Genomic DNA, 24256 nt, shown 5'->3' with positions numbered 1-24256 from the left:
CGCCGCGTGATCAGCGGTGATCCGTTGGCCGGCCGCGACGGTGAACTAGGGGCTATTCGTCGCGCGCTGAGCGGGTTTGGCAACTACTCCGGCGTGATGATCGCCGGAGCTGCCGGGGTGGGCAAGACCCGGCTCGCTCGCGAAGTGTTGACCCGCGCGGCGGCGGGCGGTGACCGCACCAACTGGATCGTCGGCACCGAATCGGCGCGATCACTTCCGTTGGGTGCATTCACCGCGCTACTCACCGACTCGGTCGCCGAGCCGTTGCCGAACGTGCGGCGGCTCATCAATAGCTTTGTCGCGCAGCAGCGCCAGGGCCGGGTGTTGGTGGGTGTCGACGACGCGCACCTTCTCGACGGGTTATCCGCACATGTCGTGCATCAACTGGCCCAGACCCGGGGCGCGCGGTTGGTGGTGACCGTGCGAACCGGCGCAGACGAGCCCGACGCGGTGACGGCGTTGTGGAAGGACGGCCTGCTCACCCGCCTGGATCTGGAGCCGCTGTCCGCGGAGGCAACTCGCACGCTGATAGAGGCCACCGTCGGTGGGTCGGTCGATGCCCGCAGCGCCGACCGGTTTTGGAGGCTGACGGGCGGCAACGCGTTGTTCTTGCGGCAGTTGATCGCCGACCAAATCGCCGCGGGCCGGATGCGGCAACTGGCCGGAGTGTGGATGTGGGACGGCGATGTCGCGGTGTCACAGAATCTCAGCGACATGCTGGCCCGGCAGTTGGGCCGGATGACCGCGGGGGTAGCACGCGTCATCGATACCCTCTCGCAGTGTGAACCGCTGAGTGTGCCGGTGCTCTGTGATCTGGTGCGCCGGGGAGACCTCGAGTCGGCCGAACAGATGCGTCTGGTGGCCGTGGAGCGAGTGGGTGACGAGCGGCTGGCCCGATTGGCGCATCCGCTGATCGGCGAGCTTCGCCGCGCGACGGCAGGAGAGATGCATCTGTCCAAGGTCCGCGGCCGGTTGGCGCAACGGCTGGGCCAGGAGGCCGATCGCGACATGCACGCGACGGTGCGGCGCGCTCTGCTCACCCTCGACTCCGATCTCGATCCCGACCCGGACTTGTATCTGGAGGCAGCACGCTTTGCGATGATGCTGCTGGATCCCGATTCGGCCGAGCGGTTCGCCGCGGCGGCAGCCTCCTGCGGCGCGCCCGACGCAGCGACCATGCGTGCGATGACCCTCGTTCTGCTCGGGCGCGGCGAGCAGGCCGAGGAAGTCCTGCGGGGCGTCTGTGACAGCGGTCGTGCGGACAGCCATCGATGGTCGACCATTCGGGCTGCCAACCTGGTGTGGATGCTTGGCCGGCCGGCGGAGGCGGCGGACATCCTCGAACGCCTCGCCGCAGCAGCGGAGTCGGCGGCCGACCGCGATGCACGCATGGCGGTCCAGGCGTGCGTCGACGTGGTGTTGGCACGCTGCGCGGCCGCGGACGAAAAGGCCAGGGCAGCATTGTCTTCCGGGACATTGTCGGACTTTCACGCGATGATGGCATCGGTTGCGCAGATCATGGCAATGGGCGCTCTCGGCACGGTGGACGAGCTGACCGTCGTCGCCGAACAGGCCATCGACCGGGTGATCACCGCGTTCGAATCATCGCCGATGCGGTTCTGGTTCGGCGGGGTGTACGCCCGCGCCTGCCGATTGACCGGCCGGATTGACGAGAGCCTGCAAGCCGCTAAGCGGATCGCCGACTCGGCTCGAGACGTGCCCGGCCTTGCCTACGCCAACCTCGCGTTCCTGTTGGGCCATGCCGACTTGATGCGCGGTGACTTCCACAACGCCGTCCGGCTGCTGCGCGAAGCACGTGCAGGAGTCGAACGACATGGTGCGACAACGGGTTTACGTCCAGCGAGTTGCTTCGGCTTGGCCGAAGCGTACGCCAAACTGGGCCAACCGGGGGCTGCCGAGGAAGCGCTCGACGAAGCCCGACGTTGCGTGCCGGCCGACTACCTTTTCATGCACACCGCACTGGCGCTCGCCACCGGGTGGACGCTGGCGGCCAAAGGCTATCTGGTCGAAGCCATCGCCGCGGTACGCGCGGCAGCCGATGAGGCGCGGGACCGGGGGCAACCAACCCACGAACTGGCCTGCCTTCAGGCGATGGCTCAGTGGGGTGATGCATCGGCGGCGGGCCGAGCCCGTGAATTGGCTGATACATTGTCGCTTCGCCTTGCCGATACCGTTGCGCTGCACGCTGAATCGCTGCTCACAGTAAACGGGGAAGGCTTGCTCACCGCTTCGTCGGAATACCGGGCGATCGGCGACCGGGCCGCGGCGGCCGACGCGGCCGCACAGGCGGCGGCCGTCTTCACCGGGAGCCGGCAGCGCCAGCGCGGACTGTACGCGGCCGCGGTAGCACGCGAGCTGTCCGATGAATGCGGTGGGCTCTGCACACCGGCGTTGCGCAGCTCGGCGGGTCTTCCGTTGAGCGGGCGCCAGCGCGAGGTGATCGAATTGGTGCTCGCAGGTTTGTCCAACCGCGAAATCGCCGAGCGGCTGATGATGTCGGTGCGCACCGTCGAGGGACATGTCTATCGGGCCTGTCAGCGCGTCGGCGTGACGACCCGCGACGAGTTGGGGAGCGTCATCCGTGGCGGGTTGGCCAAGTCCTGAGCAGCTATGCCCGGTACGTCCGCGGGGTGAAGACCCGATCGCCGTACCACTGCGTCTGCGACGAGCCGACGATCAGCAGGCAACGCATATCGACACCGGCGGGATCGAGGTCAGCCAACCGCACCACCCGCACTGCTTCGTCCGGGCCGGACACGTCGCGACCGATCACCACCGGTGTGCCCGGTTCGCGATGTGCGAGCAACAGATCTCGCATCGCCTCGACTTGCCAGGTCCGGGTCTTCGACGCCGGGTTGTACACGGCCAGCACGAGATCGGCCGCGGCTGCTGCCGAGAGTCGCGCTGCGATCACATCCCACGGCTTGAGCCGATCGGATAGCGAGATCACCGCGTAGTCGTGGCCCAGTGGGGCGCCGACCCGGCTGGCGACGGCTTGCGCTGCCGTCATCGCGGGAATCACTCGCACCGGCACCGTCGGCCACTGTTTGGCCTCTTCGAGCACTGCTGTCGCCATCGCGAACACCCCGGGGTCACCCGACGACACCACCGCCACCGCGCGCCCCTGCTCGGCCAGCGCGCACGCCAACTGCGCCCGCGCCGGTTCGTCGGTGTTGTCGCTGGGATGACGGCGCTGACCGTTACGGACCGGGATGCGCTGCAGATACGGGCCGTAACCGATCAGATCCGATGCGGCGGCCAGCTCGCGACGAGTTTCCGGCGTCATCCAGTCCGTGTGCCCGGGGCCCAGCCCGACCACAGCGACCCCACCCGGGCGCGAACGGCGCTGCCGCGCACCGGGAACCATCGCCAGCGAGAAGTAGGGCACGGTGGACTCTTCGACGTCGGCGGCCGGCAGCACCCGCTGCTCGACGGTGCTCGCGCGCTCTACGTAGAGGGCATCGTCGAGCTGGCCGGCTAACGAAAGAGCCTCTCGCACAGCAGGATACGATCGGCCCAGCTTCAACACCACGGCGGCGTCGGCGTCGGAAAGCCGACGCGCCAGCTCGGCGACCGGCAGCGTGCCGGGTAGCACCGACAGCACCTCGTCGCCGGCGACCAACGGCGTTGCGATCGCCGCCGCGGCCGCGCTGACCGACGTCACCCCCGGCACGATTACCGCGGAGAACTGCCGCGTCAGCCGGGTGTGCAGATGCATGTAGGAGCTGTAGAACAGCGGATCACCCTCGGCCAGCAGCGCCACGTCGCGCCCGGCGTCCAGATGCGTGGCGATGCGTTCGGTGGCTGCAGTGTAAAAGTCCTCCAGCGCCCCGGCGTAGCCGCCGGGATGGTCGGTGGTCTCGGTGGTGACCGGATAAACCAAGTGCTCCTCGATCTGACCCGGCCGCAGATAGGGTTCGGCGATACCGCGGGCGATGCTGTGACCGTGCCGGGCACTGTGATAGGCCACCACGTCCGCGTCACCGATCACCCGGGCGGCTTTGACTGTCACCAGCTCCGGGTCGCCCGGCCCCAGACCGACGCCGAATAGCGTGCCGCGGGCCGTCATTGCGCGCCGGCGATCGCGTTAACGGCGGCGGCGGCCATCGCGCTGCCGCCGCGGCGGCCCTGCACCAGCAGGTACGACATGCCGCGCGGCCGGTCGATGAGTTCCTGCTTGGACTGCGCCGATCCAACGAATCCCACCGGCCCACCGAGCACCGCGGCCGGCGTCGGCGCCCCGTCGTCGAGGAGTTCGAGCAGGCGGAACAACGCGGTGGGCGCGTTGCCGATCGCCAGCACCGCCCCGGACAGCTGATCCGCCCACAGCTCGACCCCGGCCGCCGAGCGGGTGGTGTTTTGGCGCGCAGCCAGCTCCGCGGCGCGCGGGTCCGCCACCAGCGACACCACCTCGTTGTCCGCCGGGAGCCGGGCGCGGGTGACGCCGGCGGCCACCATCGACGAATCGCAGAGCACCGGAGCACCGCCGGCCAGGGCGGCGCCGGCCCTGGCGACGACGTCGTCGGTGTAGGCGACATGCTCGGGAAGGTCGACCTGGCCGCAGGTGTGAATCAGCCGCACCACCACGTCCTCGACGTCGGCCGGGAAGCGGGCCAGATCCGCCTCGGCGCGGATGGTCGCAAACGACCGCCGGTAGATTTCGGCGGCGTCGCGAAGGTAGTCGAGCACGCGCTCACCCTACGGGCGTGCCCGCAGCGTTCGGTACCCGTCTTCGGTGGCGACCAGCACTTCACCCACCGGCGGGCTGCCGCAGGCCCGCTCGCAGCCGACAAAGTGGCGGCGGACGTGCGGATCGGCCGTCTGCGCCGCGAAAGCCGCGGCATCGGCCCGTACATCGGCGGCCGAATATGCGCATCCCGGGCTGCCGACGCAGGCGCTGATCGACAGCCAGGGCGAGTTCTCGTCGAAAACCAGGCCCAGTGGCGCCAGCACCCGCAGCGCCGCGTCGGCGACCGCGTCGTCGAGATCGCAGACCAGCACCGACCGCCACGGCGTGATGACCAGTGGCGCCTCGATCGCAGCCAGATAGTCGGCGGTACGGGACGGCACAATGCCCAGGGGCGCCGCGGCGCCCAGCGCTATGCGGCCGTCATCCTGTGAGATCCACCCAACCGGCGGAGCGGCGACCCGGCGCATCCGGACGCCAACGCGAGCGCCGGGCACCAACAGATTTGGATCGGCCAATTCGCAAATGCGCCAGGCGTTTCCACGTGTCTCGACGAACCGTTTCGCGACCCCAACCAGCGCGTCCACCGCCTCGTCGGCTGCCAGCCGCACGCCGGTGTCCCGGCCGGCCAAGAGCAGCGCGATGCCGTTGTCGAGCCGATGTAGGCCGGCATCAGCGCCCAACCCCGACACGTCGCCGCGACCGTCGTCGATGCTGAACCAGAATCGGCCGGGCAGCAAAGTCAACGCGGCCTCGGCTTGAATCGCCGTGTCGAGCTCACCAACCCACCTGCGCACATCGACGCTGCCACCCACCCGACCCGACAACGGGGAGGCGACGATGTTGCGGACCCGCTCATGTGTTGCCGACGGCAACAGACCCGCGCTGCTCAGCAGATCGGCGACGCGCACCGGGTCGGTGATCGCGCGGATCTGCACGTTGCCGCGCGCCGTCAACTCGAGCGTTCCCGAGCCGAACTGGCGCGAAGCCTGCGCCAGGGTGGCCAACTGGGCCGCGGCGACCATTCCTCCGGGCAGCCGCACTCGAACCAACGGTCCGTCGGCGGCCTGATGCAGCTGCAGGGCGCCGGGGCAGGCGTCCTGGTCGCGGGTGCGCATTACCGCTAACGCTACGGCCTATCGCAACCGGGACGTCAAAAACAGGTAGTCCACTACTCGTGCGTGCCACGCGTTGCCGGTCGTACGTTGCTGGCATAGCCACCAACTCAGCGCGCGACACGCTCCTAGGTAGGAAGAACGACCCGCTATGACCGGTCTACTGGAGGTTTTCACAGGTGTTTTGCTGGCGCTGATTCTGTTCGGTCTCTACCGGCTGCAGCCCTGGCTCGAACAATGGGACACCGAGCGGCACTTCGAGGACTGAGCGCCGCTGTCTCACGGCCCGGCGGTCGGGTAGAACCGTTTTGCACTCTGGCCTCGAATACAGGCAGTAAAGTCGCACCAGCACGCGCGTTAGCAGCCGGGAGGTTCCACGGCCGGTGCACATCGAGGACAGATCGAAGTGGCCCATCGTGGCCCGCGACGAGGAGTTCCGCCAAGCATTGGCGGCACTCGATGACGGCGCGGAATTCGAAGGCGTGGCGTTGGTCGGCGCCAGCGGGGTGGGCAAATCGACGCTTGCTCGCGCCCTCGCCCAAAGCCTCGAGTCGAGTGGGCGGACCGTGCGATTTGTGCTCGGCACCGAAACCGGTTGCGCCGTGCCATTGGGGGCGTTCTCCCGGGCGATCACGGTTGCTGCCGCACAAGAACCGGCCACCATGCTGGCCGCGGCCCAAGAGACCCTGGAGCAGGAAGAAAACCTGGTAGTCGTCGTCGACGACGCGCAGCTGCTCGACCCACTTTCGGCCACCTTGGTCTATCAGCTTGCGGCTTCCCGCAGTGCCCGGTTGATCGTGACGATCCGGTCGGGGGAAGCGGTGCTCGACGCGGTGACAGCGCTGTTGAAAGAGCGGTTGCTGCTGAATCTGCACGTCGATGCATTCACCGCCGAGCAGACCGGCGAACTCGCCCGTCGCGTGCTCGGCGGCGCCGTCGAGTCTCAACTGGTCGGCGAACTCCACGGCCGCAGCGGGGGGAACTTGCTGCTGCTGCGGGGCTTGCTCGGCGCCGGCCGGGAAAACGGTGTCCTGGTCCGCAGTGACGACGGCTGGCAACTGAAGGGTCCGCTGCGTGCGGACCGCGAACTCTACGACCTGCTGGAGTTCCGGCTGAGATCCCTTACTCCAGGCGAGCTGGAAGCAGTCGAGATTTTGGCCATCGGCGAGCTGCTGGACTGGGAGATTGTGCGCGAGCTTTGCGATGCCGGGGCGTTGGCGAGTCTGGAGCGCCGAGGCCTCATTCAATTGCTTGCCGACGGGCGGGAAACAGTAGCGCAGTTGAACCACCCCGTCATCGGTGACGCCGCGATTCGACTCGGCGGAGTGGTGCGTTCACGACAGCTCAATGGCCTGCTGGCCCAAGCGCTGCAAAAGCACCTGCGAGCCGGAGGGCGCCGCTCGAGGCTGCCCGACCTGCGCGGCCAGATCCGACTCGCTCAATTCATGATGCGAAGCGATTTGGAGCCGGATCTGGAGGTGATCATCACCGCGGCTGCGAGCGCGGTCGCGATGTCGAACCACGGCTACGGCGAAGAGCTGGCCCGATACGCGTTCGACTACGGCGGCGGTCTGCCGGCCGCGCTCGTACTCGCCGATGCGCTGAGCTGGCAGGGCCAAGGCGAGGCAGCCGAGGCGGTGCTCGCCGAAGTCGATCCCGATGGAGCGGCTGAATTGCTGACCATTCGATGGGGATGTCTGCGCGCGGCCAATCTGTTCTGGGTCTGTGGTCGCGCCGATGCGGCGCGGCAGGCACTCGCCGACGTCAGATATCGGGTGGATTCTGCGTTGGGCCTCGACCTGGTTGCGGCCCTGGAGCTGTCGTTTGCCTTCTTCTCCGGCGACGTCGCAACGGCAGCCAAGGCCGGCCCGGCGCTGTGCGCACCGGAGGTGCTGCCGTTGGCGACGGTGTGGGCGGCGGTACCGACGATTTGTGCGCAGGCGCTTGTCGGCCGGCATGGCCAGGTTCACCGCCTCGCGGAGGCCGGGTTGCGAGCCGCGGCGCTCAGCGAGTCGGGACCGCAGCGGTTCGCCATCGGCGTCGCTGAGGTCATGGCGTTGACGGCCGTCGGTGATCACCGGGGGGCTGAGCGGGCTGCCGAACGCTATGCCGAGATGGCTGCCGGTGTGCCTGCAGCAGACGCCATGGTGGGTGCAATATCCGGGTTCGTGCACCTTACCGGCGGTGCGCTGCAGGCCGCGTGTTCGGAGTTCTGCACGGCGATATCGGGGTTGTCGCAAGGCTTTCCGTCGCCCTGGGTGATGTTGGTGAGCGCCTGGCACGCGCAGGCAGAAGGCGCCCGGGGAAACGCTGACGCTGCGGCCGCTGCGTTGCAAAGCTCAGAATCCGCCTATGGCCCGCAGGTGACGGTGTTTTTGCCGGAGCTCGAGCTTGCTCGGGCCTGGGAGAGGGCAGCCGCCGGTCAGACATCGGCCGCCCAGACGCATGCAGTGCATGCCGCGCAGCACGCGCAGCGGTCCGGAATGTCAGCGGTAGAGATGCGTGCACTGCACACCGCTGCCCGGTTCGGTGACCGTGCGCACACCGCGAGGCTGGCGGAGCTTGCCAAGAAATTGCGAACTCCGATGGCAGAAGCGGTCGCCGCGCATGCTGCCGGCCTGGTCAACCACGACGGTGATGCGCTGGATAGCGCGGCAGGTCGGTTCGCAGAGCTGGGCGCAGTGGCGCTTGCCGCCGATGCGGCCGCCCAGGCGGCACGCGAGCATGCCCGCAGCGGTCATCACGGCAGGGAATTGGAGTCGTCAACCCACGCATACTGGCTCGCCAGCCAAGGCGGCATCCGCACACCGGCAGTCAATGCTGCCGCGCAGCCGCTGCCGATCACCGATCGCGAGCGCGAGATTGCGATGCTGGTGGCAGCGGGCTTGTCGAACCGCCAGATCGCCGACCGACTGTGCGTATCGGTGCGCACTATCGATGGACACCTCTACCGCATCTACGTGAAACTTCACATCGAGCGCCGTGACCAACTGGTGGACTTGATCAGTGGTTCGAGGGCCACCCGTAATCGCCGCTCGAGAGGATATCCGGCCGCGAACTCAGACTGAGGCCGCCCGCCGTCCAACAATGCCCACTGCCGAATGGGGTAGCCGCCTACTCTAGGCGCCCACCCTGGTCGTCCCGCACACTCCAGTTGAGATATCGGTGCGATCCACGGCCTCCCCGCCGGGGTGTAACGACAAGGTAGAGAAGGGGTTCGGAATGTCCAATCAGAATATTGAGACGACCAAAAAGGGCTACGCCGCGTTCAGCGCCGGCGATCTCGAGTCGGCCCTGGGCATTTTCGATGACGCCGCGGAGTGGACGCTCACCGGCGAAAGCGCGATCAGCGGGACCTACCGCGGCAAAGACGAACTCACCGAATTGTTCAGGCAACTAGGGGAGAAGTCCACCACAGTTGAAATCAAGAATATTGTTGCCGACGGCGACGTCGTGGTGGTGCTGACCGAGGTTACGGTGGGCGGAGCGCCCTACCAGGAAGCCGACGTTTACACATTCCGCGAGGGCGCCATCATCAAGGCCCAATCATTCGGCGACACTGCCGCACAAGAACGGATCTTCGGTTCCAAGCGGGTGGTCGCCGGTTAGCCGGCGGAATCCCGCAATCGGTCGACTTGGCCGGCGTAGGTTGAGGCCTACGCCGGCAACGGGAGGTTGCATGTACCAGAAGCGCCCACTGAAGATCGCGATCATCGGCGCCGGGATGTCGGGGCTGTGCATGGCCGTCAAGCTGCAACAGGCGGGCATCGACTCGTACACCATCTTCGAGAAGGCCGATGAGGTCGGCGGTACTTGGCGCGACAACACCTATCCGGGTCTGACCTGTGACGTCCCGTCGCGGTACTACTCGTATTCGTTTCGGCCCAACCCGAACTGGTCGCATCTGCTGCCGCCCGGTCCGGAAATCCAGGCATATTTCCGGCAGGTGGCCGACGAACGAGCCATTCGGCCGCACATCCGGTTCGGCACCGACGTCACGTCGGCCCGTTACGACGACGGGCGCTGGTGGCTGACCACCGCCGGGGGCGAGGAATCTTTCGACGTGCTGATCACCGCAACCGGTGTCTTGCGCGTACCCCGGTACCCGGAGATATCCGGACTGGAGACCTTCGCGGGCCCGGCGTTTCATTCCTCGCGGTGGGATCATTCGATTACGTTGCCCGACAAACGCATTGGGTTGATCGGCACCGGTTCCACCGGCGTGCAGATCACCGCGGAACTCGGCGGGCACGTCCGCCAATTGACGGTCTTCCAGCGCACCGCGCAGTGGGTCTGCCCAATGCCCAACTTGCGCTACTCACCGCTGACGCGGGCGGCGCTGGGCCGGTGGCCGAAGCTGAATGAGGTCGGCTACCGCTTCTGGGGCTGGTACACGCGGTTTATGTTCGGCCGGGCGCCGATCCGTCCCGGCTTCCAGCGCCGGCTGTTTACGGCTCAGTGCCGGTGGAATTTGCGACTCTCGGTACGCGACCGGCATTTGCGAGCGAAGCTCACGCCCCGAGACCAGCCAATGTGCAAGCGGCTGATCTTCGCGGGTCATTTCTACCGCTCCGTGCAGAAGCCGGGCGTCGACGTCGTGACCGACTCGATCGACCACATCGAGCCGCGTGGCGTCGTCACCTCCGATGGCACATTGCACGAGCTTGATCTGCTGGTCTACGCAACGGGTTTCGACGCCCGCGCCTACGTGCGCCCGCTCCTTGTCATCGGCGAGGGCGGGCTGACCCTCGACGAGGCCTGGGCCGACGGCCCCAGGGCCTATCGATCGGTCGCGGTACCGGGTTTTCCCAACCTGTTCATGCTGATGGGGCCGCATTCGCCCATCGGCAACCAATCGTTGATACCGATCGCCGAGGATCAAGCCGACTACGCAATGTGGTGGATCAACCAGATCCGCGATGGCCGTGTCGTAGCTGCCGCACCGACCGAAGTGGCCACCAAGGAATACAACGAGGACATGAAACAGGCGATGCCACAGACCATCTGGGTTACCGGATGCAACAGTTGGTACCTTGGTAAAGACGGCCTGCCCGAATTGTTCCCGTGGACACCAGAGCGGCACCGCGAACTGCTGCGGCAGCCGCCCGAGCTCGCCGACTTCGACATCCGCACTGCCTGACCGACCATGTCAAGGACTCAGCGCAAGCAGCAGCCGCACGAGTTCAGCTTGACGGTGGGTGTCGGTTTTGTCGAAGACGTGTTGCAGATGCGTGCGAACTGTGGTCATGGAGACCGATAGCTCTTCGGAGATCTGCTTCAGGTCCGCGCCGCGCGTCATGCGCACCGCCACTTCGGCTTCGGCTTCCGTGAGCTGGTAAAGCCGCCGTAACAGTGCGGCGGTGGGTTCAGGTTCGTCCTCGGGGTCGACGATTAAGACCAGGGCCATTGGCTGCCTGAGTGGCTCATCGGCGTCCCGGCGGTGCGAGGGCAGCACGTGAATGATGTAGGGCCGCCGACCGGAGGGCCGCACGCAGACGAGTGACCGGCTCCCGCGAACGGCGGAGGTTCCGCCGGCCAGGGCTTCGTGTACGGCGCGTTGCAGCCCGTGCTCGGCGTGCCTATTGGTCGCGACGATACGTCCTGACCGCGTGCAAAGGCCATCCTCGGCGCGGAAGATCCGCTCTGCCGCGGAATTGAGGTTGATCACCAGTTGGTCACGGGCGACGATGATCATTCCGTGCCGGACAACCTCAAGCGCTCCGGCCAGCTCAATTGCGCTGTCGGCCAACGCAGCCAGCTTGTCCTGGGTGCGCACCGCCTGCTGCAGGTGTTCGACGAGCCCATTCATCAACTGCACCCGTTCGGGGGTGTCGAAGGACTGTCGCGCTGACGTCACAAGGAAGGTCGTGGGGCGGTCGCTGCCGCCGGTCAACCTGACGAATAGCCCGTCTTCGAATTGGTTGGTGCGCATCCAGTCGGCGTAAAACTCATCGTTCCGATTGGGAACCAGAATTTCTGGGCCCGTCCGCACAGCCCCGACCGGTCCTTTCTTTACGGCGGCGACCACATAGTCCAGTCGGTGGTAGTAGTTCGCATAACTTTCAAGTGCCGCGACGGGGATGGTCGAATTGCGGAAAGACCAGGAGTCATCGCCCAGCAGAAGCGAGCCGCCTGTGGCGCCGAGCGCGCGATGAATGTCGCGTATCGCCGGCTCCCAATGTTGCGGAGTGACCGCTGCCGCGTAGATGCCCGAAACTAGGCGCGAGAAGTCCTCGACCGTGACCATCGCCTGGTCTCCGAGCCGCCGGTCAGCATCTGCATGTGCGGTCCCCTGGATGGAAGCCTGCCGCGAAAAGACGCTGAATCTCCGTCATTTGAATGAGGTATCGGACCTCCCATGGTGGTTGTCTTGCGATGTACTGATTGAGCATGAAGGGATCCGCACATGCTGCACGTATTACCGCGATCCCCGGGGAGACCCGATGTCGGGGCGCTGCGTCCCGCGGAAAGCTCCCGGAAGCGTTCTCCTACAACGGTCGTCGTTACCGAACAGGAAGTTGTCTTCAGCAGCGCGGCAGCACTGTCGTTGCCGCCGACGGTAACTGGCCGTCGCCGGCTCAACGAAAGGCTGATTGCTGCGATTGGCCGCATGCTCACCCCGCTGCCCGAGCCACGACTGCACTACCCGCCGCGTGAGCCGAATTATTTCGAGGCCGCGCGGATGTCTCGCGAGATGGACCGCCTGTAGAGCCGGGCCAGCGCGGGCTGGCACCACCGCCTCGCAACTTCTCGTACCGCGTCTGTGTTAATCACTCGACTATTCCGCTGCCGCGCCAAGGTGGATAGGGTAATTGGCTACCCCAATCGAGTGACCAGTCAGGACGTCCCGGTCCGGTCGGCATACGATTTGCGCTTCGTGACGTCGACGTCCGAGCTGAAGACACGCTCGGTGCCCAGCGCACGGCCGAGTGCCTCGGATACCCGCTGCGGCACGAATCGCTGAGACTGCAGCACGACGGCCATCGACCGCGGAACCACCACGCGGCGTTTTGGTTTGCCGATCAGCCCCGCGACCGCGTTGGCAACCTCCTCGGGCTCGGCGTTCCTGAGTCCCTTGGCGTGCCCGATGCCGGCGATCATCTCGGTGTTGGTCAACGTCGGTAGAACCGCCGAGAAATGAACGCCGCTACCACGGTTCTCCATGCGGACCGTGTCGGTGAATCCGAGCACCGCGTGTTTGGTCGCGCAATAGGTCGCGATGCCCGCCGTCGGTTGCAGGCCGCCCACCGACGCGATGTTGATGATGTGACCGTGGCCGCGGGGCACCATGCGTTCGGTGGCCAGTTTGGTGCCCAGGATCACGCCGTAGATGTTCACATCGAGCAGCCTCTTGGTGACGGCGTCGGCCTCGTCGACCGCGTTGCCCACCGCGATGACCCCGGCGTTATTGACCAACACGTCGATAGGACCGAGTTGTTCTTCCACGGTGTCGAGAAAATTGCTGAAGGAACGGCGTTGCGTCACGTCCAATCTGCCGTGAATCTCGAGGCCCAACCGGCTGGCGGCCTCCTTGGCAGCGGGTTTGTCGACGTCGCCGATGGCGACCTTGGCGCCGAGGCCGTGCAGTACGCCGGCGGTTGCCAAGCCGATCCCGCGAGCCCCGCCGGTGATGACAACGATCTTTCCCGCGACAGACATAGGTCGCATCCTGTCATGCGCACCGTGCGCCGACACCCGAGTCGTGCTGCGGTAGGAATGACGGGTGTCCGATCCGACCGTGCTGTTGCTCTCGACGTCCGACACCGACCTGATCACCGCCCGTGCCAGCGGGGCGAACTATCGGTGGGCCAACCCCGCGCGACTGCTGCCCGATGAATTGCCTGAGTTGCTCGACGGCGCCGACATCGCCGTGGTCCGCATCCTTGGCGGCTACCGCGCCTGGCAGGACGGCATCGACGCGGTGCTGGCCAGCGGCGTCCCCGCCGTCGTGGTCAGCGGCGAGCAGGCACCGGACGCCGATTTGACCGAGCGGTCCACCGCACCGGCTGGTATCGCCCTGCAAGCGCATCTCTACCTGGCCCAGGGTGGGATGGCCAATCTGCGCCAACTGCACGCCTTTTTGTCCGACACGCTGTTGATGACCGGCTTCGGATTCAACCCGCCGGCGAGCACGCCGACCTGGGGCTTACTGGAACGCACGCAGGCAGAAACCGACGGCCCGACCATTGCGGTGCTGTACTACCGCGCGCAGCAGCTCGCCGGCAACACCGCGTATGTCGAAGCGCTGTGCGGGGCGATCGAGGCCGCCGGTGGACAGGCGCTGCCGGTCTACTGCGCGTCGCTGCGCACCGCCGAATCCGACATGCTGCAAATCCTCCGTAGGGCCGACGCGATGGTGGTCACCGTGCTGGCCGCCGGGGGAGCCACACCCGCGAAGGCGGCCGCCGGCGGGATGGATGACAGCTGGAACGTCGAACACCTCGCCGCGCTGGACGTCCCGATCCTGCAGGGTCTGTGCCTGACCAGTTCCCGCCAGCAGTGGCACGACAACGACGACGGGCTCAGCCCACTGGATGTGGCCAGCCAGGTCGCCGTCCCCGAGTTCGACGGGCGCATCATCACAGTCCCGTTCTCGTTCAAGGAGATCGACGACGAGGGGCTGATCTCTTACGTCGCCGACCCTGAACGTTGCGCACGGGTGGCCGGCCTGGCAGTCCGCCACGCACGGCTGCGGCACTTGCCGCCCGGCGAAAAGCGGGTGGCCGTCGTGTTCTCCGCCTACCCGACCAAACATGCCCGCATCGGCAATGCGGTCGGCTTGGACACACCGGCCAGCGCCGTGAAGTTGTTACAGGCCATGCGCGAGCACGGGTATCACATCGGCGAGCTGCCCGGCGTCGATGCGCAAGACGGTGACGCGCTGGTGCATGCGCTGATCGAACGCGGCGGTCAGGACCCCGATTGGCTCACCGAGGGCCAGCTGGCGGGTAACCCGATCCGGGTGTCTGCCAACGATTACCGCGCCTGGTTCGCGACTCTGCCCGCCGACTTCACCGATGCGGTGCAAAAGCATTGGGGGCCACCGCCGGGTGAGATGTTCGTCGACCGGGCTAACGACCCGGACGGCGAAATCGTCATCGCCGCAATGCAAGCCGGCAACGTCGTGCTGATGGTGCAGCCACCGCGCGGATTCGGCGAGAACCCGGTGGCGATCTACCATGACCCCGACCTGCCGCCCAGCCACCACTATCTGGCCGCCTATCGCTGGCTCAACACCGGGTTCGGCGCCGACGCCGTCGTGCATTTGGGCAAGCATGGCAACCTGGAGTGGCTGCCGGGCAAGACATTGGGGATGTCGGCCGGCTGTGCATCCGATGCCGCTTTGGCCGATCTGCCGCTCGTGTACCCGTTTCTGGTGAACGACCCGGGTGAGGGCACCCAGGCCAAGCGCCGGGCGCACGCCGTGCTAATCGACCACCTGATCCCGCCAATGGCCCGTGCCGAAACCTACGGCGACATCGCCCGGTTGGAGCAGTTGCTCGACGAGCACGCCACCATCGCCGCGCTGGATCCCGGCAAGCTGCCCGCGATCCGTCAGCAGATCTGGACGCTGATCCGCGCGGCCAAGATGGACCACGACCTGGGGTTGGCCGAGCGCCCCGAAGATGACTCGTTCGACGACATGTTGCTGGATGTCGACGGTTGGCTCTGCGAGATCAAAGACGTCCAAATCCGCGACGGATTGCACATTCTCGGCCAACCACCGCAGGGCGAGGCCGAACTCGACCTGGTGCTGGTGATCCTGCGGGCCCGCCAGCTGTTCGGCGGTGAGCACTCGGTGCCCGGGCTGCGCCAGGCGCTGGGCCTCGCCGAGGACGGCACCGACGAGCGGTTGTCCGTGGACGAAGCCGAAGCGCAAGCTCGGCAGCTGGTCCAAGCGCTGCAGGACACCGGGTGGGACCACGACGCCGTGCAGCACCTCACCGACGACGCCGACGTCGCGGCGGTGTTGCGATTCGCCGCCACCGAGGTGGTTCCGCGACTAGCCGAGACCGGGGGCGAGATCGGCCAGGTGTTGAAGGCGCTGGACGGCCGGTTCATCCCGGCCGGGCCGTCGGGCTCGCCGCTGCGCGGGCTGGTCAACGTGCTGCCCACCGGTCGCAACTTCTACTCGGTTGACCCCAAAGCGGTGCCATCGCGGTTGGCCTGGGAAACCGGTGTGGCCATGGCGGATTCGCTGCTGGCCCGCTATCGCGACGACCACGGGCAGTGGCCGCGGTCGGTCGGCCTGTCGGTGTGGGGCACCTCGGCGATGCGCACGGCCGGCGACGATATCGCCGAAGTGCTTGCGCTGCTGGGGGTTCGGCCGGTCTGGGACGACGCGTCGCGGCGAGTCGTCGGACTCACCCCGATCCCGCTGGCCGAGCTGGGACGGCCACGGATCGACGTGACGGTGCGGATCTCCGGGTTCTTTCGGGACGCCTTCCCGCATGTGGTGACGATGCTCGACGACGCGGTGCGCTTGGTTGCCGACCTCGATGAGCCCGACGACGAGAACTATGTGCGCGCCCACGCAGAGGTCGACTTGGCGCAGCACGGTGACCAACGCCGGGCCACCATACGCATTTTCGGGTCGAAACCGGGAACCTATGGCGCCGGCCTGCTGCAGCTGATCGACAGCCGCAACTGGCGTGACGACGCCGACCTGGCGCAGGTGTACACCGCATGGGGCGGATTCGCCTACGGCCGCGAGTTGGATGGCCGCGCCGCCACCGACGACATGAACCGGGCCTACCGGCGGATCACCGTGGCCGCCAAGAACACCGACACCCGCGAGCACGACATCGCCGATTCCGACGACTATTTCCAGTATCACGGCGGCATGGTGGCCACCGTGCGGGCGCTGACCGGTCAGGCGCCGGCCGCCTACATCGGCGACAACACCCGACCCGACGCGGTTCGCACCCGCACTCTCTCGGAGGAAACCACCCGGGTGTTCCGCGCCCGCGTCGTCAACCCGCGCTGGATGACCGCGATGCGACGGCACGGCTACAAGGGCGCTTTCGAGATGGCGGCGACCGTCGACTACCTGTTCGGCTATGACGCCACCGCGGGCGTTATGGCCGACTGGATGTACGAGCAGCTCACCGAGGCCTACGTGTTGGACAGCCAGAACCGCAAATTCATGGCCGAGTCCAACCCGTGGGCGCTGCACGGAATGGCCGAACGACTACTGGAGGCGGTCAGCCGCGGAATGTGGGCGGACCCGCAATCCGACACCCTCGACAGCCTGCGCCAGGTGCTGTTGGAATCCGAAGGCGACCTGGAGGGCTGACCGCCCGCCCCCTTGGCGCGAGCGTGCGTGTTCCCGGCCGACACGCCGGGCGTGCGGCCGGGAACACGCACCCTCGCGGCAGTTAAGGCGCCGGACGCGCCGGTAGGTTCAAGGCCATGGCCCTCACCTTTGCCGACCTTGCCAAGTCGCAGTACGTCTTGTTGACCACCTTCACCAAGGACGGCCGGCCCAAGCCGACCCCGGTCTGGGCCGCCCCGGACGGTGACCGGCTGCTGGTCATCAGCCAAGAGGCGTCCTGGAAGGTCAAACGGATCCGCAACACGCCGCGGGTGACGCTGGCGATCTGCGATATGCGCGGCCGCCCGAAAAGCGAGGCCATCGACGCGACGGCAACCATTCTCGAGAAGACCTACAACGGCGCCGTCTACGAGGCCATCGGCAAGCGGTACGGCCTGGTCGGGGCGGTGTTCAACTTCTTCAGCAAAATGCGCGGCGGCATGGAGAACAACGTCGGTCTCGAGCTGAGAGCAGCCAGCTAACGCTGTTATCCGGACGCTTCTGTTTGAAGGTGTTCGCCGAAGAAGGCGAAGACACGGGCCCAGGCGTCTTCGGTGGCCGCCTCGTTGTAGCCGAATCCGGTGATACGCAGCAACGGCTGGGCGGGAAGTTTGTTCGCGAAGCTGTGGCCGGCCCGCGGATACACCTTGACGTCGTTGGTGATGGCTTTCCGCTCAAGGACGCGTTGCAGCTTTTTGGGTGCTCCGATGCCCAGCGGATCGCGCGCGCCGAAGCTGGCCACGATCGGGCACGCGCCCTCGAGCGCTTCGCTGAGGTCTCGCGGCAGCGGCGTGCCATAGAACGGTGCAGAGGCGCCAAAGCCCTTGGGCGACATCACTAATGCAAACTGCCCACCCATGCAGAAGCCGGCAATACCGACCCGGCCTGAGCATTGCGGCAAGGACTGCAGATGATCACGGGCGGCCAGGACATCGTCGAGCGAACGGCCCCGCTTGGTCAGCAGCTCCCGCATAACGCGGGTGATGCAGCGCGCCCGGCCACCGCGAGCGAACAGATTCGGCGTCAGCGCGATGTATCCAGCTGCGGCGATGTGCGCTGAAATCAATTCTTTATCGGGTCCGTAGCCAATCGCGTCGTGGACCACCACAACGCCGGGAAACGGAGCTTGCCCGTCGGGAATGTCCAGCAGCGCATCGATCGGCCCGGCAGGAGTGTCCATCTGGATGGTCGTCACATCAAGCATCTAACCGCGCACCGCACGCCGACGGAACTCCCGCGCCGGATGGAAACGTTGGCATGACATGGTGTCGCGACTGTTTCTGGTCTATGCCGTCGTCGAGCTTGCGGTGGTGGTGGCGTTGGCGTCCACGATCGGGCTCGGCTGGACGCTGCTGGTGCTGTTGGGCACCTTCGTCATCGGCACGGCATTGGCCGGCAGGCAGGTGAAGCGCCAACTCACCCGGTTGCGATCCGCCCCGGGCGGGGCCGTCACCGACAGCGCAGTGATTGCCCTGGGCACGATGCTGGTCGTGGTACCGGGCCTGGTCACGACCGTGGCGGGGGTCCTGCTCCTCCTGCCGCCGACGCGGGCCGCCGCCCGGCCGCTCTTGACCGCGCTGGCCGCCCGCCGCATCGGCCGGCCGCTGATCACCGTCACCACTCTCGGCGGCGAACGATTCGCACCCGACCGGAGCGCCCGCGACGACGTCATCGACGGTGAGGTCATCGACGTCACCGATGTGCAGCCGCCCGCCTTCCCGTCCCGCCCCGACTGACGGCCCCATAGGTTTGCAGTGTGACGACGCTGCTGTTCAACGGGCGCATCCACAGCCCGAGCCATCCCGATGCCACGGCCATGGCGGTTCGCGACGGCGTCGTCGCCTGGCTGGGCAGCGACGACGTCGGCCGCGACCAGTTCGCCGATGCTGACGTCGTCGATCTTGACGGCGCCTTCGTCGCCCCGGCGTTCGTGGACAGCCACATCCACCTCACCGCCACCGGACTGACGCTCAGCGGACTGGACCTGCGCGCGGCCACCTCCCGGCAGCACTGCCTGCAGCTCATCGCCGACCATGCCGCCGCCCGCCCCGACCACATGGTGTGGGGCGACGGCTGGGACGAATCCACCTGGCCCGATAGCACCCCGCCGACCACGGCCGACCTCGATGAGCTGCTCGGCGACCGGCCCGCCTACCTGGCCCGGGTCGACGTGCACTCGGCGCTGGCTTCGACCGCCCTGCGCCGCCAGGTCCCCGATCTGCGAGAGGCAGCCGGGTTCGCCGAACAGCTGCCGCTGTCGGGCGAGGCTCACAACCTGGCCCGCGCCGTGGCCCGTGACCAGCTGGCCGGCACCCAGCGGACCGAGGCTCGCGCCGCGGCCCTGGATGCCGCCGCCGCAGCCGGCATCGTCGCGGTACACGAATGTGCCGGTCCCGACATCGGTGGCCTGGCCGACTGGCAGGAGTTGCGCGCCACCGAGCACGGTGTCGACGTGATCGGCTACTGGGGCGAAGCCGTGACCAGTGCCACGCGGGCCCGCGAACTGCTGGCCGAGACCGGCGCCCATGGCCTGGCCGGCGACTTGTTCATCGACGGCTCGGTGGGCTCGCGCACTGCCTGGCTGCACCGGCCCTATACCGACGCCCCGCACACCGTCGGCGACTGCCATCTCGAGCCGGACGCCGTCGCCGCGCACCTCCGCGCCTGCACCCAGGCAGGCGTGACGGCGGGTTTTCATGTCATCGGCGACGCCGCCGTGGCAACAGCGGTCGACGCCTTCGAGCAGGTGGTCGATGAGGTCGGCGTCGTCGCCGTCGCGCGGTGCGGGCACCGGCTGGAGCATCTGGAGATGGTGACAGCCGACCAGGCGGCGAAATTGGGCGCCTGGGGCGTGATCGCGAGCATGCAGCCCAACTTCGACGCGCTGTGGGGCGGCGACGAGGGCATGTACGCTCGTCGGCTCGGCGCCGACCGAGGTAGACAGCTCAATCAATTCGCGCTGTTAGCATCCCAAGGCGTGCCCCTGGCGTTTGGATCCGACGCACCGGTAACGGGCCTCGATCCGTGGGCAACCGTGCGCGCGGCCGCCCAGCACCACAACCCGGACAGCGCGGTGTCCATCCGCGCTGCGTTCGCCGCTGCCACCCGCGGTGGTTGGCGAGCCGCCGGAGTGCGCGACGGGCTGACCGGGACCTTGACACCGGGCGCGCCCGCCTCGTACGCCGTCTGGGACGTCGGCGAACTCGAGGTCACCGCGCCACCCAACGCCGTCCAGCGCTGGTCGACCGATCCGAGGTCCCGAGTGCCCGCCTTGCCGCGGCTGAGCCACACCGAGGCGTTGCCGCGCTGCCGGCAAACCGTGCATCGGGGCGCGGTCCTTTATGGCTAGGGGAAAGCGGCGCCGCCATGACACCACCGAAGTCATCCCGGCGATCGGTGACGACTACGACGACGACCCCGGCGACGCCGACGAGACCACGGTCGCTGAGGCGGACGATCCCGAACCGTCGAACCGGGCCAGCCGTTTCAACGCGGTATTGCAGCAACGCCTCCCGGCGTTGAGCATCGCGGCGCGGACGCGATTGGCCGGCGCGGGTGCGGCGCTGCTGGCCCGGCTGCCTGGCGTCGGCCGTGCGCTCAAGCCGCGGCTCACCCGGCTGGCCGCCACGATCGCCGCCGCTCTGCTGCTCTACGCCAGCTTTCCGCCGATCAATTGGTGGTGGGCCGCGGTCGTCGCATTTGCGCTGCTGGCCTGGGTACTGACACGGCCCGCCACCACACCGGTGGGCGGATTCGGTTACGGGTTTCTGTTCGGGCTGACGTTCTACCTGCCGCTGCTGCCATGGATCAGCACGCTCGTCGGCGTGACGCCGTGGATAGCGCTGGCGACGGTGTCCGCCCTGTTTCCGGGCCTCTTCGGCCTGCTGGCCGTCGTGGTGCGTGGTTTGCCCGGCTGGCCGATCTGGTTCGCGACGGTGTGGGCGGCGCAGGAGTGGCTGAAATCGACCGTCCCGTTCGGCGGATTTCCCTTCGGTGTGGTCGCCTTCGGTCAGACCGAGGGACCATTCCTGCCGTTGGTCCGGCTCGGAGGGCCTCCGCTGCTGTCGCTGGCGATCGTGCTGATCGGTTGCAGCTTGACTGCGATCGTCCGGGAAATCGCGTTGTGGTGGCAAAGCACTAGGGCGGCCGGCCCGGAAGCCAGTGCCGTCGAAAGACCGCCGGCGGTGGTGCTGCCGGCGGTCTGCATCTGCCTGGTGTTCTTCGCGACCGTCGTCATCTGGCCGCAAGTCCGGCACTCCGGAACCGGGTCGGGCAACGAGCCCGCCGTGACGGTCGCGGCGGTGCAGGGCAATGTGCCCAGACTCGGCCTCGACTTCAACGCGCAACGCCGGGCGGTGCTCGACAACCATGTCCGGGAGACCCTGCTGCTGGCCGGCGATGTGCGCGCCGGTCGCGCGCCGCAGCCACAATTCGTCATCTGGCCCGAGAATGCGTCGGACATCGATCCGCTGGCCAATCCCGACGCGGCGCAGCAAATCACAGTGGCAGCGGACGCGATCGGGGCGCCGATCCTGGTCGGCACCGTGCTCGATGTCCCGAATCGGCCGCCGGGTGATTCGGCGTACACCAACACCGTGATCGTCTGGAATCCGGCCACTGGACCCGCCGAACGCCACGACAAACAGATCGTTCAGCCGTTCGGTGAGTACCTGCCCTGGCCGTGGCTGTTCCGGCATCTGTCGGGATACGCCGCGTGGGCCGGCCACATGGTGGCGGGCCACGGCACCGGGGTCGTACACGCCGCCGGCATTCCGATCGGGGTGGCCACCTGCTGGGAAGTGATCTTCGACCGCGCCACCCGTGAATCAGTACGCAACGGCGCGCAGCTACTGGCGATCCCCAGCAACAACGCCACGTTCAACCAGGCCATGAGCGAGCAGCAACTGGCCTTCAACAAGGTGCGCGCGGTGGAACACGACCGCTACGTCGTCGTCGCGGGCACCGTCGGGATCAGCGCCGTTATCGCTCCGGATGGCCGCGAACTGGCCCGAACCGACTTTTTCGAGCCGGCCTACCTCGACACCCAGGTGCGCCTCAAGACGGCGCTGGCTCCGGCCACCCGCTGGGAGCCGATCGTGCAGTGGATTCTGGTGCTGGCAGGCGTCGGGGCGGTTCTGGGCGCAATACTGCACAATGGATGGTTCCCGCGTCCGGGTCGTCGCCGATTCCGGCCGGCGAAGTCGGACGTGTCTACGGAAGACGCCGACGACAGTCCGTCCGACCACCGCGACGAGGATCCGCTCGAAGACGACGACCCGCTCGACCAGGGCGGCCGACATTCCGCCCGGTGAGGGCCAGACAGAGGAGCCATATGACGGGCGACCGTCCCACCCAGCACACGCTGGTGATCATTCCCACGTTCAACGAGCGAGAGAACCTTCCGCTGATCCTGCAACGGCTGCACCAAGCACGTCCCGATGTCCACGTACTTGTCGTCGACGACAGCAGTCCCGATGGCACCGGAGAGCTTGCCGACGAGCTGGCGTCAGCCGATTCCGAGCACATCCACGTGATGCATCGCACCACCAAGGACGGTCTGGGCGCCGCCTACCTGGCAGGTTTCGCCTGGGGTCTGAGCCGCGGCTACTCGACACTGGTCGAGATGGACGCTGACGGCAGCCACGCGCCCGAGCAGCTGCACCGGCTGCTGGAGGCCGTGGACGCCGGAGCCGATCTGGCCATCGGTTCGCGCTACGTCGACGGCGGAACCGTCCGCAACTGGCCGTGGCGGCGCATCGTGCTGTCCAAGGTGGCCAACACCTACTCGCGGCTGCTGCTTGGGATCGGCGTGCACGACATCACCGCCGGCTACCGCGCCTACCGGCGCGAGGTGCTGGAGAAAATCGACTTGAACGCCGTCGACTCCAAGGGCTACTGCTTCCAGATCGATCTGACGTGGCGCACGGTCCGCAACGGCTTCTCGGTCGTCGAAGTGCCCATCACCTTCACCGAGCGTGAACTGGGCGTGTCGAAGATGAGCGGATCCAACATCCGCGAAGCGCTGGTCAAGGTTGCCCAGTGGGGGATCAGCGGCCGGCTCCACCGGCCGCGAGCGGGCGTGTCCCCGGTCGACACGCCGCACTAATTCCCGGGTTTGTGCACGTTCGCGGCGCAGGAGGCGATCAGCTGCCGCGACGGCGCGTCTTGATCAAATCGAGGCGCTCCTTGAGCAGCTCCTCGAGTTCCTCCACCGAACGGCGCTCTAGCAGCATGTCCCAGTGAGTGCGAGGCGGCTTGACCTTCTTGGGCTCGGGCAGATCACCCTCGATCAGGGTGCCTTCCATACCGTTGCGGCACAGCCAGGTGCCGGGAATCTCCGCGTCGTCGGCGAACGGGACGTCGAACTCTTCACCGTTTTCGGTGCGGTACCGCGCGACCCGCCGCGGCGCGAGGTCGTGGTTGCGGTCGGTCTCGTAGCTCACGGCTCCGAGGCGACTACCCCTCAGGACACGATCAGCCATGGACCCACTCCTTAAATCTCTGCGCTAAATCTCTTCGGGCTGAGAACGCTACGACGAACTATGTAGTTCCCAGGTGCGATTGCCCATTATCGACGGGCGATCGCGACGCGACCTTCCATGATACCGGGAGGGCTACGTCGACCGGGCTAAAGTCGGGCGCGTGACCCGTCGTACGCGACCGCAACCGTGCCGCTGGTGCGGTCGTGACGTCACCGACACCGGGATGGGCCGACGCAGGCAGTACTGTCGCCAGTCCTGTCGACAACGCGCCTACGAGCAGCGGGCCTCGATAAATGGCGGGCCGGGCTCGGCGCTGCCGCTCGATTCCGTGGTGTTGTCCGCGGACGAGGCCGCCGACCTGTCCGACCGCGTCTACCAGGTGCGATGCGCAGCCGAAGATGTCGCGACAGCGCTCGACGAAGGAGCTGGCGCTACCGAGTTGCGTGGACTCTGCGACACGCTGATGCGAGCGGCCAGGGCAGCCGACGGCTGGCGCTGACCGCGATAGTCCGAGACCAACCGCAGAACAGGTACAGTCGCGCCATGGATCGCTGGGCTAGGCCGGAATAGGGGAGGACCGAGCCCGCGGAACTGTCGTGACGTGGCTCGTCACGTCAGAGGTCGCGTCCCGCGTTCG

17 protein-coding genes and 1 pseudogene are annotated in these 24256 nt (G+C 67.2%); 11 read left to right on the top strand and 7 right to left on the bottom strand.

Annotated features, from left to right (window positions below; all coding sequences use genetic code 11):
• Window positions 1-6 precede the first annotated feature (6 nt).
• Window positions 7-2625 carry a helix-turn-helix transcriptional regulator gene (locus tag AC5Y49_RS01620; RefSeq protein ID WP_499884073.1) on the top strand — a complete coding sequence of 873 codons (2619 nt, stop codon included), beginning with the start codon at window positions 7-9 and terminating at the stop codon, window positions 2623-2625.
• A 4-nt stretch (window positions 2626-2629) separates the two neighbouring features.
• Here AC5Y49_RS01620 and AC5Y49_RS01615 read toward each other — a convergent pair whose 3' ends face one another.
• From AC5Y49_RS01615 to cobG, 3 genes are read right to left on the bottom strand one after another with little or no spacing between them, the layout of a single operon-like run.
• Window positions 2630-4090, bottom strand: coding sequence for a precorrin-2 C(20)-methyltransferase (locus tag AC5Y49_RS01615; protein ID WP_499884072.1), 1461 nt, complete (start codon window positions 4088-4090; stop codon window positions 2630-2632).
• On the bottom strand, window positions 4087-4710 hold the full coding sequence (locus AC5Y49_RS01610; RefSeq protein WP_499884071.1) for a precorrin-8X methylmutase: 624 nt from the start codon (window positions 4708-4710) through the stop codon (window positions 4087-4089). The genes AC5Y49_RS01615 and AC5Y49_RS01610 overlap by 4 nt, the downstream gene beginning before the upstream one ends.
• A gap of 9 nt (window positions 4711-4719) precedes the next feature.
• Entirely contained in the window at window positions 4720-5826 is a 1107-nt protein-coding gene (cobG, locus tag AC5Y49_RS01605) for a precorrin-3B synthase (protein ID WP_499884070.1), read from the bottom strand.
• 413 nt (window positions 5827-6239) lie between these two features.
• On the opposite strand from cobG, the gene AC5Y49_RS01600 reads away from it, so the two are divergent.
• From AC5Y49_RS01600 to AC5Y49_RS01590, 3 genes are all read left to right on the top strand, one after another.
• Window positions 6240-8891 carry a LuxR C-terminal-related transcriptional regulator gene (locus AC5Y49_RS01600; RefSeq protein ID WP_499884613.1) on the top strand — a complete coding sequence of 884 codons (2652 nt, stop codon included), beginning with the start codon at window positions 6240-6242 and terminating at the stop codon, window positions 8889-8891.
• A 154-nt stretch (window positions 8892-9045) separates the two neighbouring features.
• A complete protein-coding gene (locus AC5Y49_RS01595) occupies window positions 9046-9432 on the top strand; it encodes a nuclear transport factor 2 family protein (RefSeq protein WP_499884069.1) in 387 nt (128 codons plus the stop codon).
• Between the two features lie 70 nt (window positions 9433-9502).
• A complete protein-coding gene (locus AC5Y49_RS01590) occupies window positions 9503-10963 on the top strand; it encodes a flavin-containing monooxygenase (protein ID WP_499884068.1) in 1461 nt (486 codons plus the stop codon).
• A 9-nt stretch (window positions 10964-10972) separates the two neighbouring features.
• On the opposite strand, the gene AC5Y49_RS01585 is transcribed toward AC5Y49_RS01590, so the two are convergent.
• On the bottom strand, window positions 10973-12070 hold the full coding sequence (locus AC5Y49_RS01585) for a helix-turn-helix transcriptional regulator (protein WP_499884067.1): 1098 nt from the start codon (window positions 12068-12070) through the stop codon (window positions 10973-10975).
• Window positions 12071-12229: 159 nt separating this feature from the next.
• Here AC5Y49_RS01585 and AC5Y49_RS01580 point away from each other — a divergent pair, with 159 nt between their 5' ends.
• On the top strand, window positions 12230-12532 hold the full coding sequence (locus AC5Y49_RS01580) for a hypothetical protein (protein ID WP_499884066.1): 303 nt from the start codon (window positions 12230-12232) through the stop codon (window positions 12530-12532).
• Between the two features lie 128 nt (window positions 12533-12660).
• On the opposite strand, the gene AC5Y49_RS01575 is transcribed toward AC5Y49_RS01580, so the two are convergent.
• The gene (locus tag AC5Y49_RS01575) at window positions 12661-13482 is read right to left on the bottom strand and encodes an SDR family oxidoreductase (RefSeq protein WP_499884065.1); all 822 of its coding nucleotides are present in this window, start codon (window positions 13480-13482) and stop codon (window positions 12661-12663) included.
• A 64-nt stretch (window positions 13483-13546) separates the two neighbouring features.
• Between AC5Y49_RS01575 and cobN the strand changes: the two genes are divergently transcribed.
• A complete protein-coding gene (gene cobN, locus AC5Y49_RS01570) occupies window positions 13547-17119 on the top strand; it encodes a cobaltochelatase subunit CobN (protein WP_499884064.1) in 3573 nt (1190 codons plus the stop codon).
• A 116-nt stretch (window positions 17120-17235) separates the two neighbouring features.
• Window positions 17236-17619, top strand: a complete 384-nt coding sequence (locus tag AC5Y49_RS01565; RefSeq protein ID WP_499884063.1) for a PPOX class F420-dependent oxidoreductase — start codon at window positions 17236-17238, stop codon at window positions 17617-17619.
• A gap of 5 nt (window positions 17620-17624) precedes the next feature.
• On the opposite strand, the gene AC5Y49_RS01560 is transcribed toward AC5Y49_RS01565, so the two are convergent.
• A complete protein-coding gene (locus AC5Y49_RS01560) occupies window positions 17625-18332 on the bottom strand; it encodes a dienelactone hydrolase family protein (protein ID WP_499884612.1) in 708 nt (235 codons plus the stop codon).
• Between the two features lie 67 nt (window positions 18333-18399).
• Here AC5Y49_RS01560 and AC5Y49_RS01555 point away from each other — a divergent pair, with 67 nt between their 5' ends.
• The 3 genes and pseudogenes from AC5Y49_RS01555 to lnt all read left to right on the top strand — a co-directional run bounded on the left by AC5Y49_RS01555 (window position 18400) and on the right by lnt (window position 23243).
• A complete protein-coding gene (locus AC5Y49_RS01555; protein ID WP_499884062.1) occupies window positions 18400-18873 on the top strand; it encodes an FxsA family protein in 474 nt (157 codons plus the stop codon).
• 80 nt (window positions 18874-18953) lie between these two features.
• A complete protein-coding gene (locus AC5Y49_RS01550; RefSeq protein ID WP_499884611.1) occupies window positions 18954-20486 on the top strand; it encodes an amidohydrolase in 1533 nt (510 codons plus the stop codon).
• Window positions 20487-20679: 193 nt separating this feature from the next.
• Window positions 20680-23243, top strand: a pseudogene (gene lnt, locus AC5Y49_RS01545) (apolipoprotein N-acyltransferase).
• 37 nt (window positions 23244-23280) lie between these two features.
• Here lnt and AC5Y49_RS01540 read toward each other — a convergent pair.
• Complete coding sequence (locus AC5Y49_RS01540) at window positions 23281-23619, bottom strand: RNA polymerase-binding protein RbpA (RefSeq protein WP_065016459.1); 339 nt, start codon at window positions 23617-23619, stop codon at window positions 23281-23283.
• Between the two features lie 160 nt (window positions 23620-23779).
• On the opposite strand from AC5Y49_RS01540, the gene AC5Y49_RS01535 reads away from it, so the two are divergent.
• A complete protein-coding gene (locus AC5Y49_RS01535; RefSeq protein WP_499884061.1) occupies window positions 23780-24118 on the top strand; it encodes a hypothetical protein in 339 nt (112 codons plus the stop codon).
• Window positions 24119-24256 lie beyond the last annotated feature (138 nt).

This window comes from Mycobacterium sp. NGS62, from assembly GCF_059812285.1.
This window is presented reverse-complemented; position numbering and strand designations above follow the sequence as displayed.

What these genes read in the sequence shown, in the direction of transcription:
- AC5Y49_RS01615 (WP_499884072.1), bottom strand. Translation starts at nt 4,090, where the DNA reads ATGACGGCCCGCGGCACGCTATTCGGCGTCGGTCTGGGGCCGGGCGAC.
- cobG (WP_499884070.1), bottom strand. Translation starts at nt 5,826, where the DNA reads ATGCGCACCCGCGACCAGGACGCCTGCCCCGGCGCCCTGCAGCTGCAT.
- AC5Y49_RS01595 (WP_499884069.1), top strand. Translation starts at nt 9,046, where the DNA reads ATGTCCAATCAGAATATTGAGACGACCAAAAAGGGCTACGCCGCGTTC.
- AC5Y49_RS01590 (WP_499884068.1), top strand. Translation starts at nt 9,503, where the DNA reads ATGTACCAGAAGCGCCCACTGAAGATCGCGATCATCGGCGCCGGGATG.
- AC5Y49_RS01585 (WP_499884067.1), bottom strand. Translation starts at nt 12,070, where the DNA reads ATGGTCACGGTCGAGGACTTCTCGCGCCTAGTTTCGGGCATCTACGCG.
- AC5Y49_RS01580 (WP_499884066.1), top strand. Translation starts at nt 12,230, where the DNA reads ATGCTGCACGTATTACCGCGATCCCCGGGGAGACCCGATGTCGGGGCG.
- AC5Y49_RS01575 (WP_499884065.1), bottom strand. Translation starts at nt 13,482, where the DNA reads ATGTCTGTCGCGGGAAAGATCGTTGTCATCACCGGCGGGGCTCGCGGG.
- AC5Y49_RS01565 (WP_499884063.1), top strand. Translation starts at nt 17,236, where the DNA reads ATGGCCCTCACCTTTGCCGACCTTGCCAAGTCGCAGTACGTCTTGTTG.
- AC5Y49_RS01555 (WP_499884062.1), top strand. Translation starts at nt 18,400, where the DNA reads ATGGTGTCGCGACTGTTTCTGGTCTATGCCGTCGTCGAGCTTGCGGTG.
- AC5Y49_RS01550 (WP_499884611.1), top strand. Translation starts at nt 18,954, where the DNA reads ATGGCGGTTCGCGACGGCGTCGTCGCCTGGCTGGGCAGCGACGACGTC.
- AC5Y49_RS01540 (WP_065016459.1), bottom strand. Translation starts at nt 23,619, where the DNA reads ATGGCTGATCGTGTCCTGAGGGGTAGTCGCCTCGGAGCCGTGAGCTAC.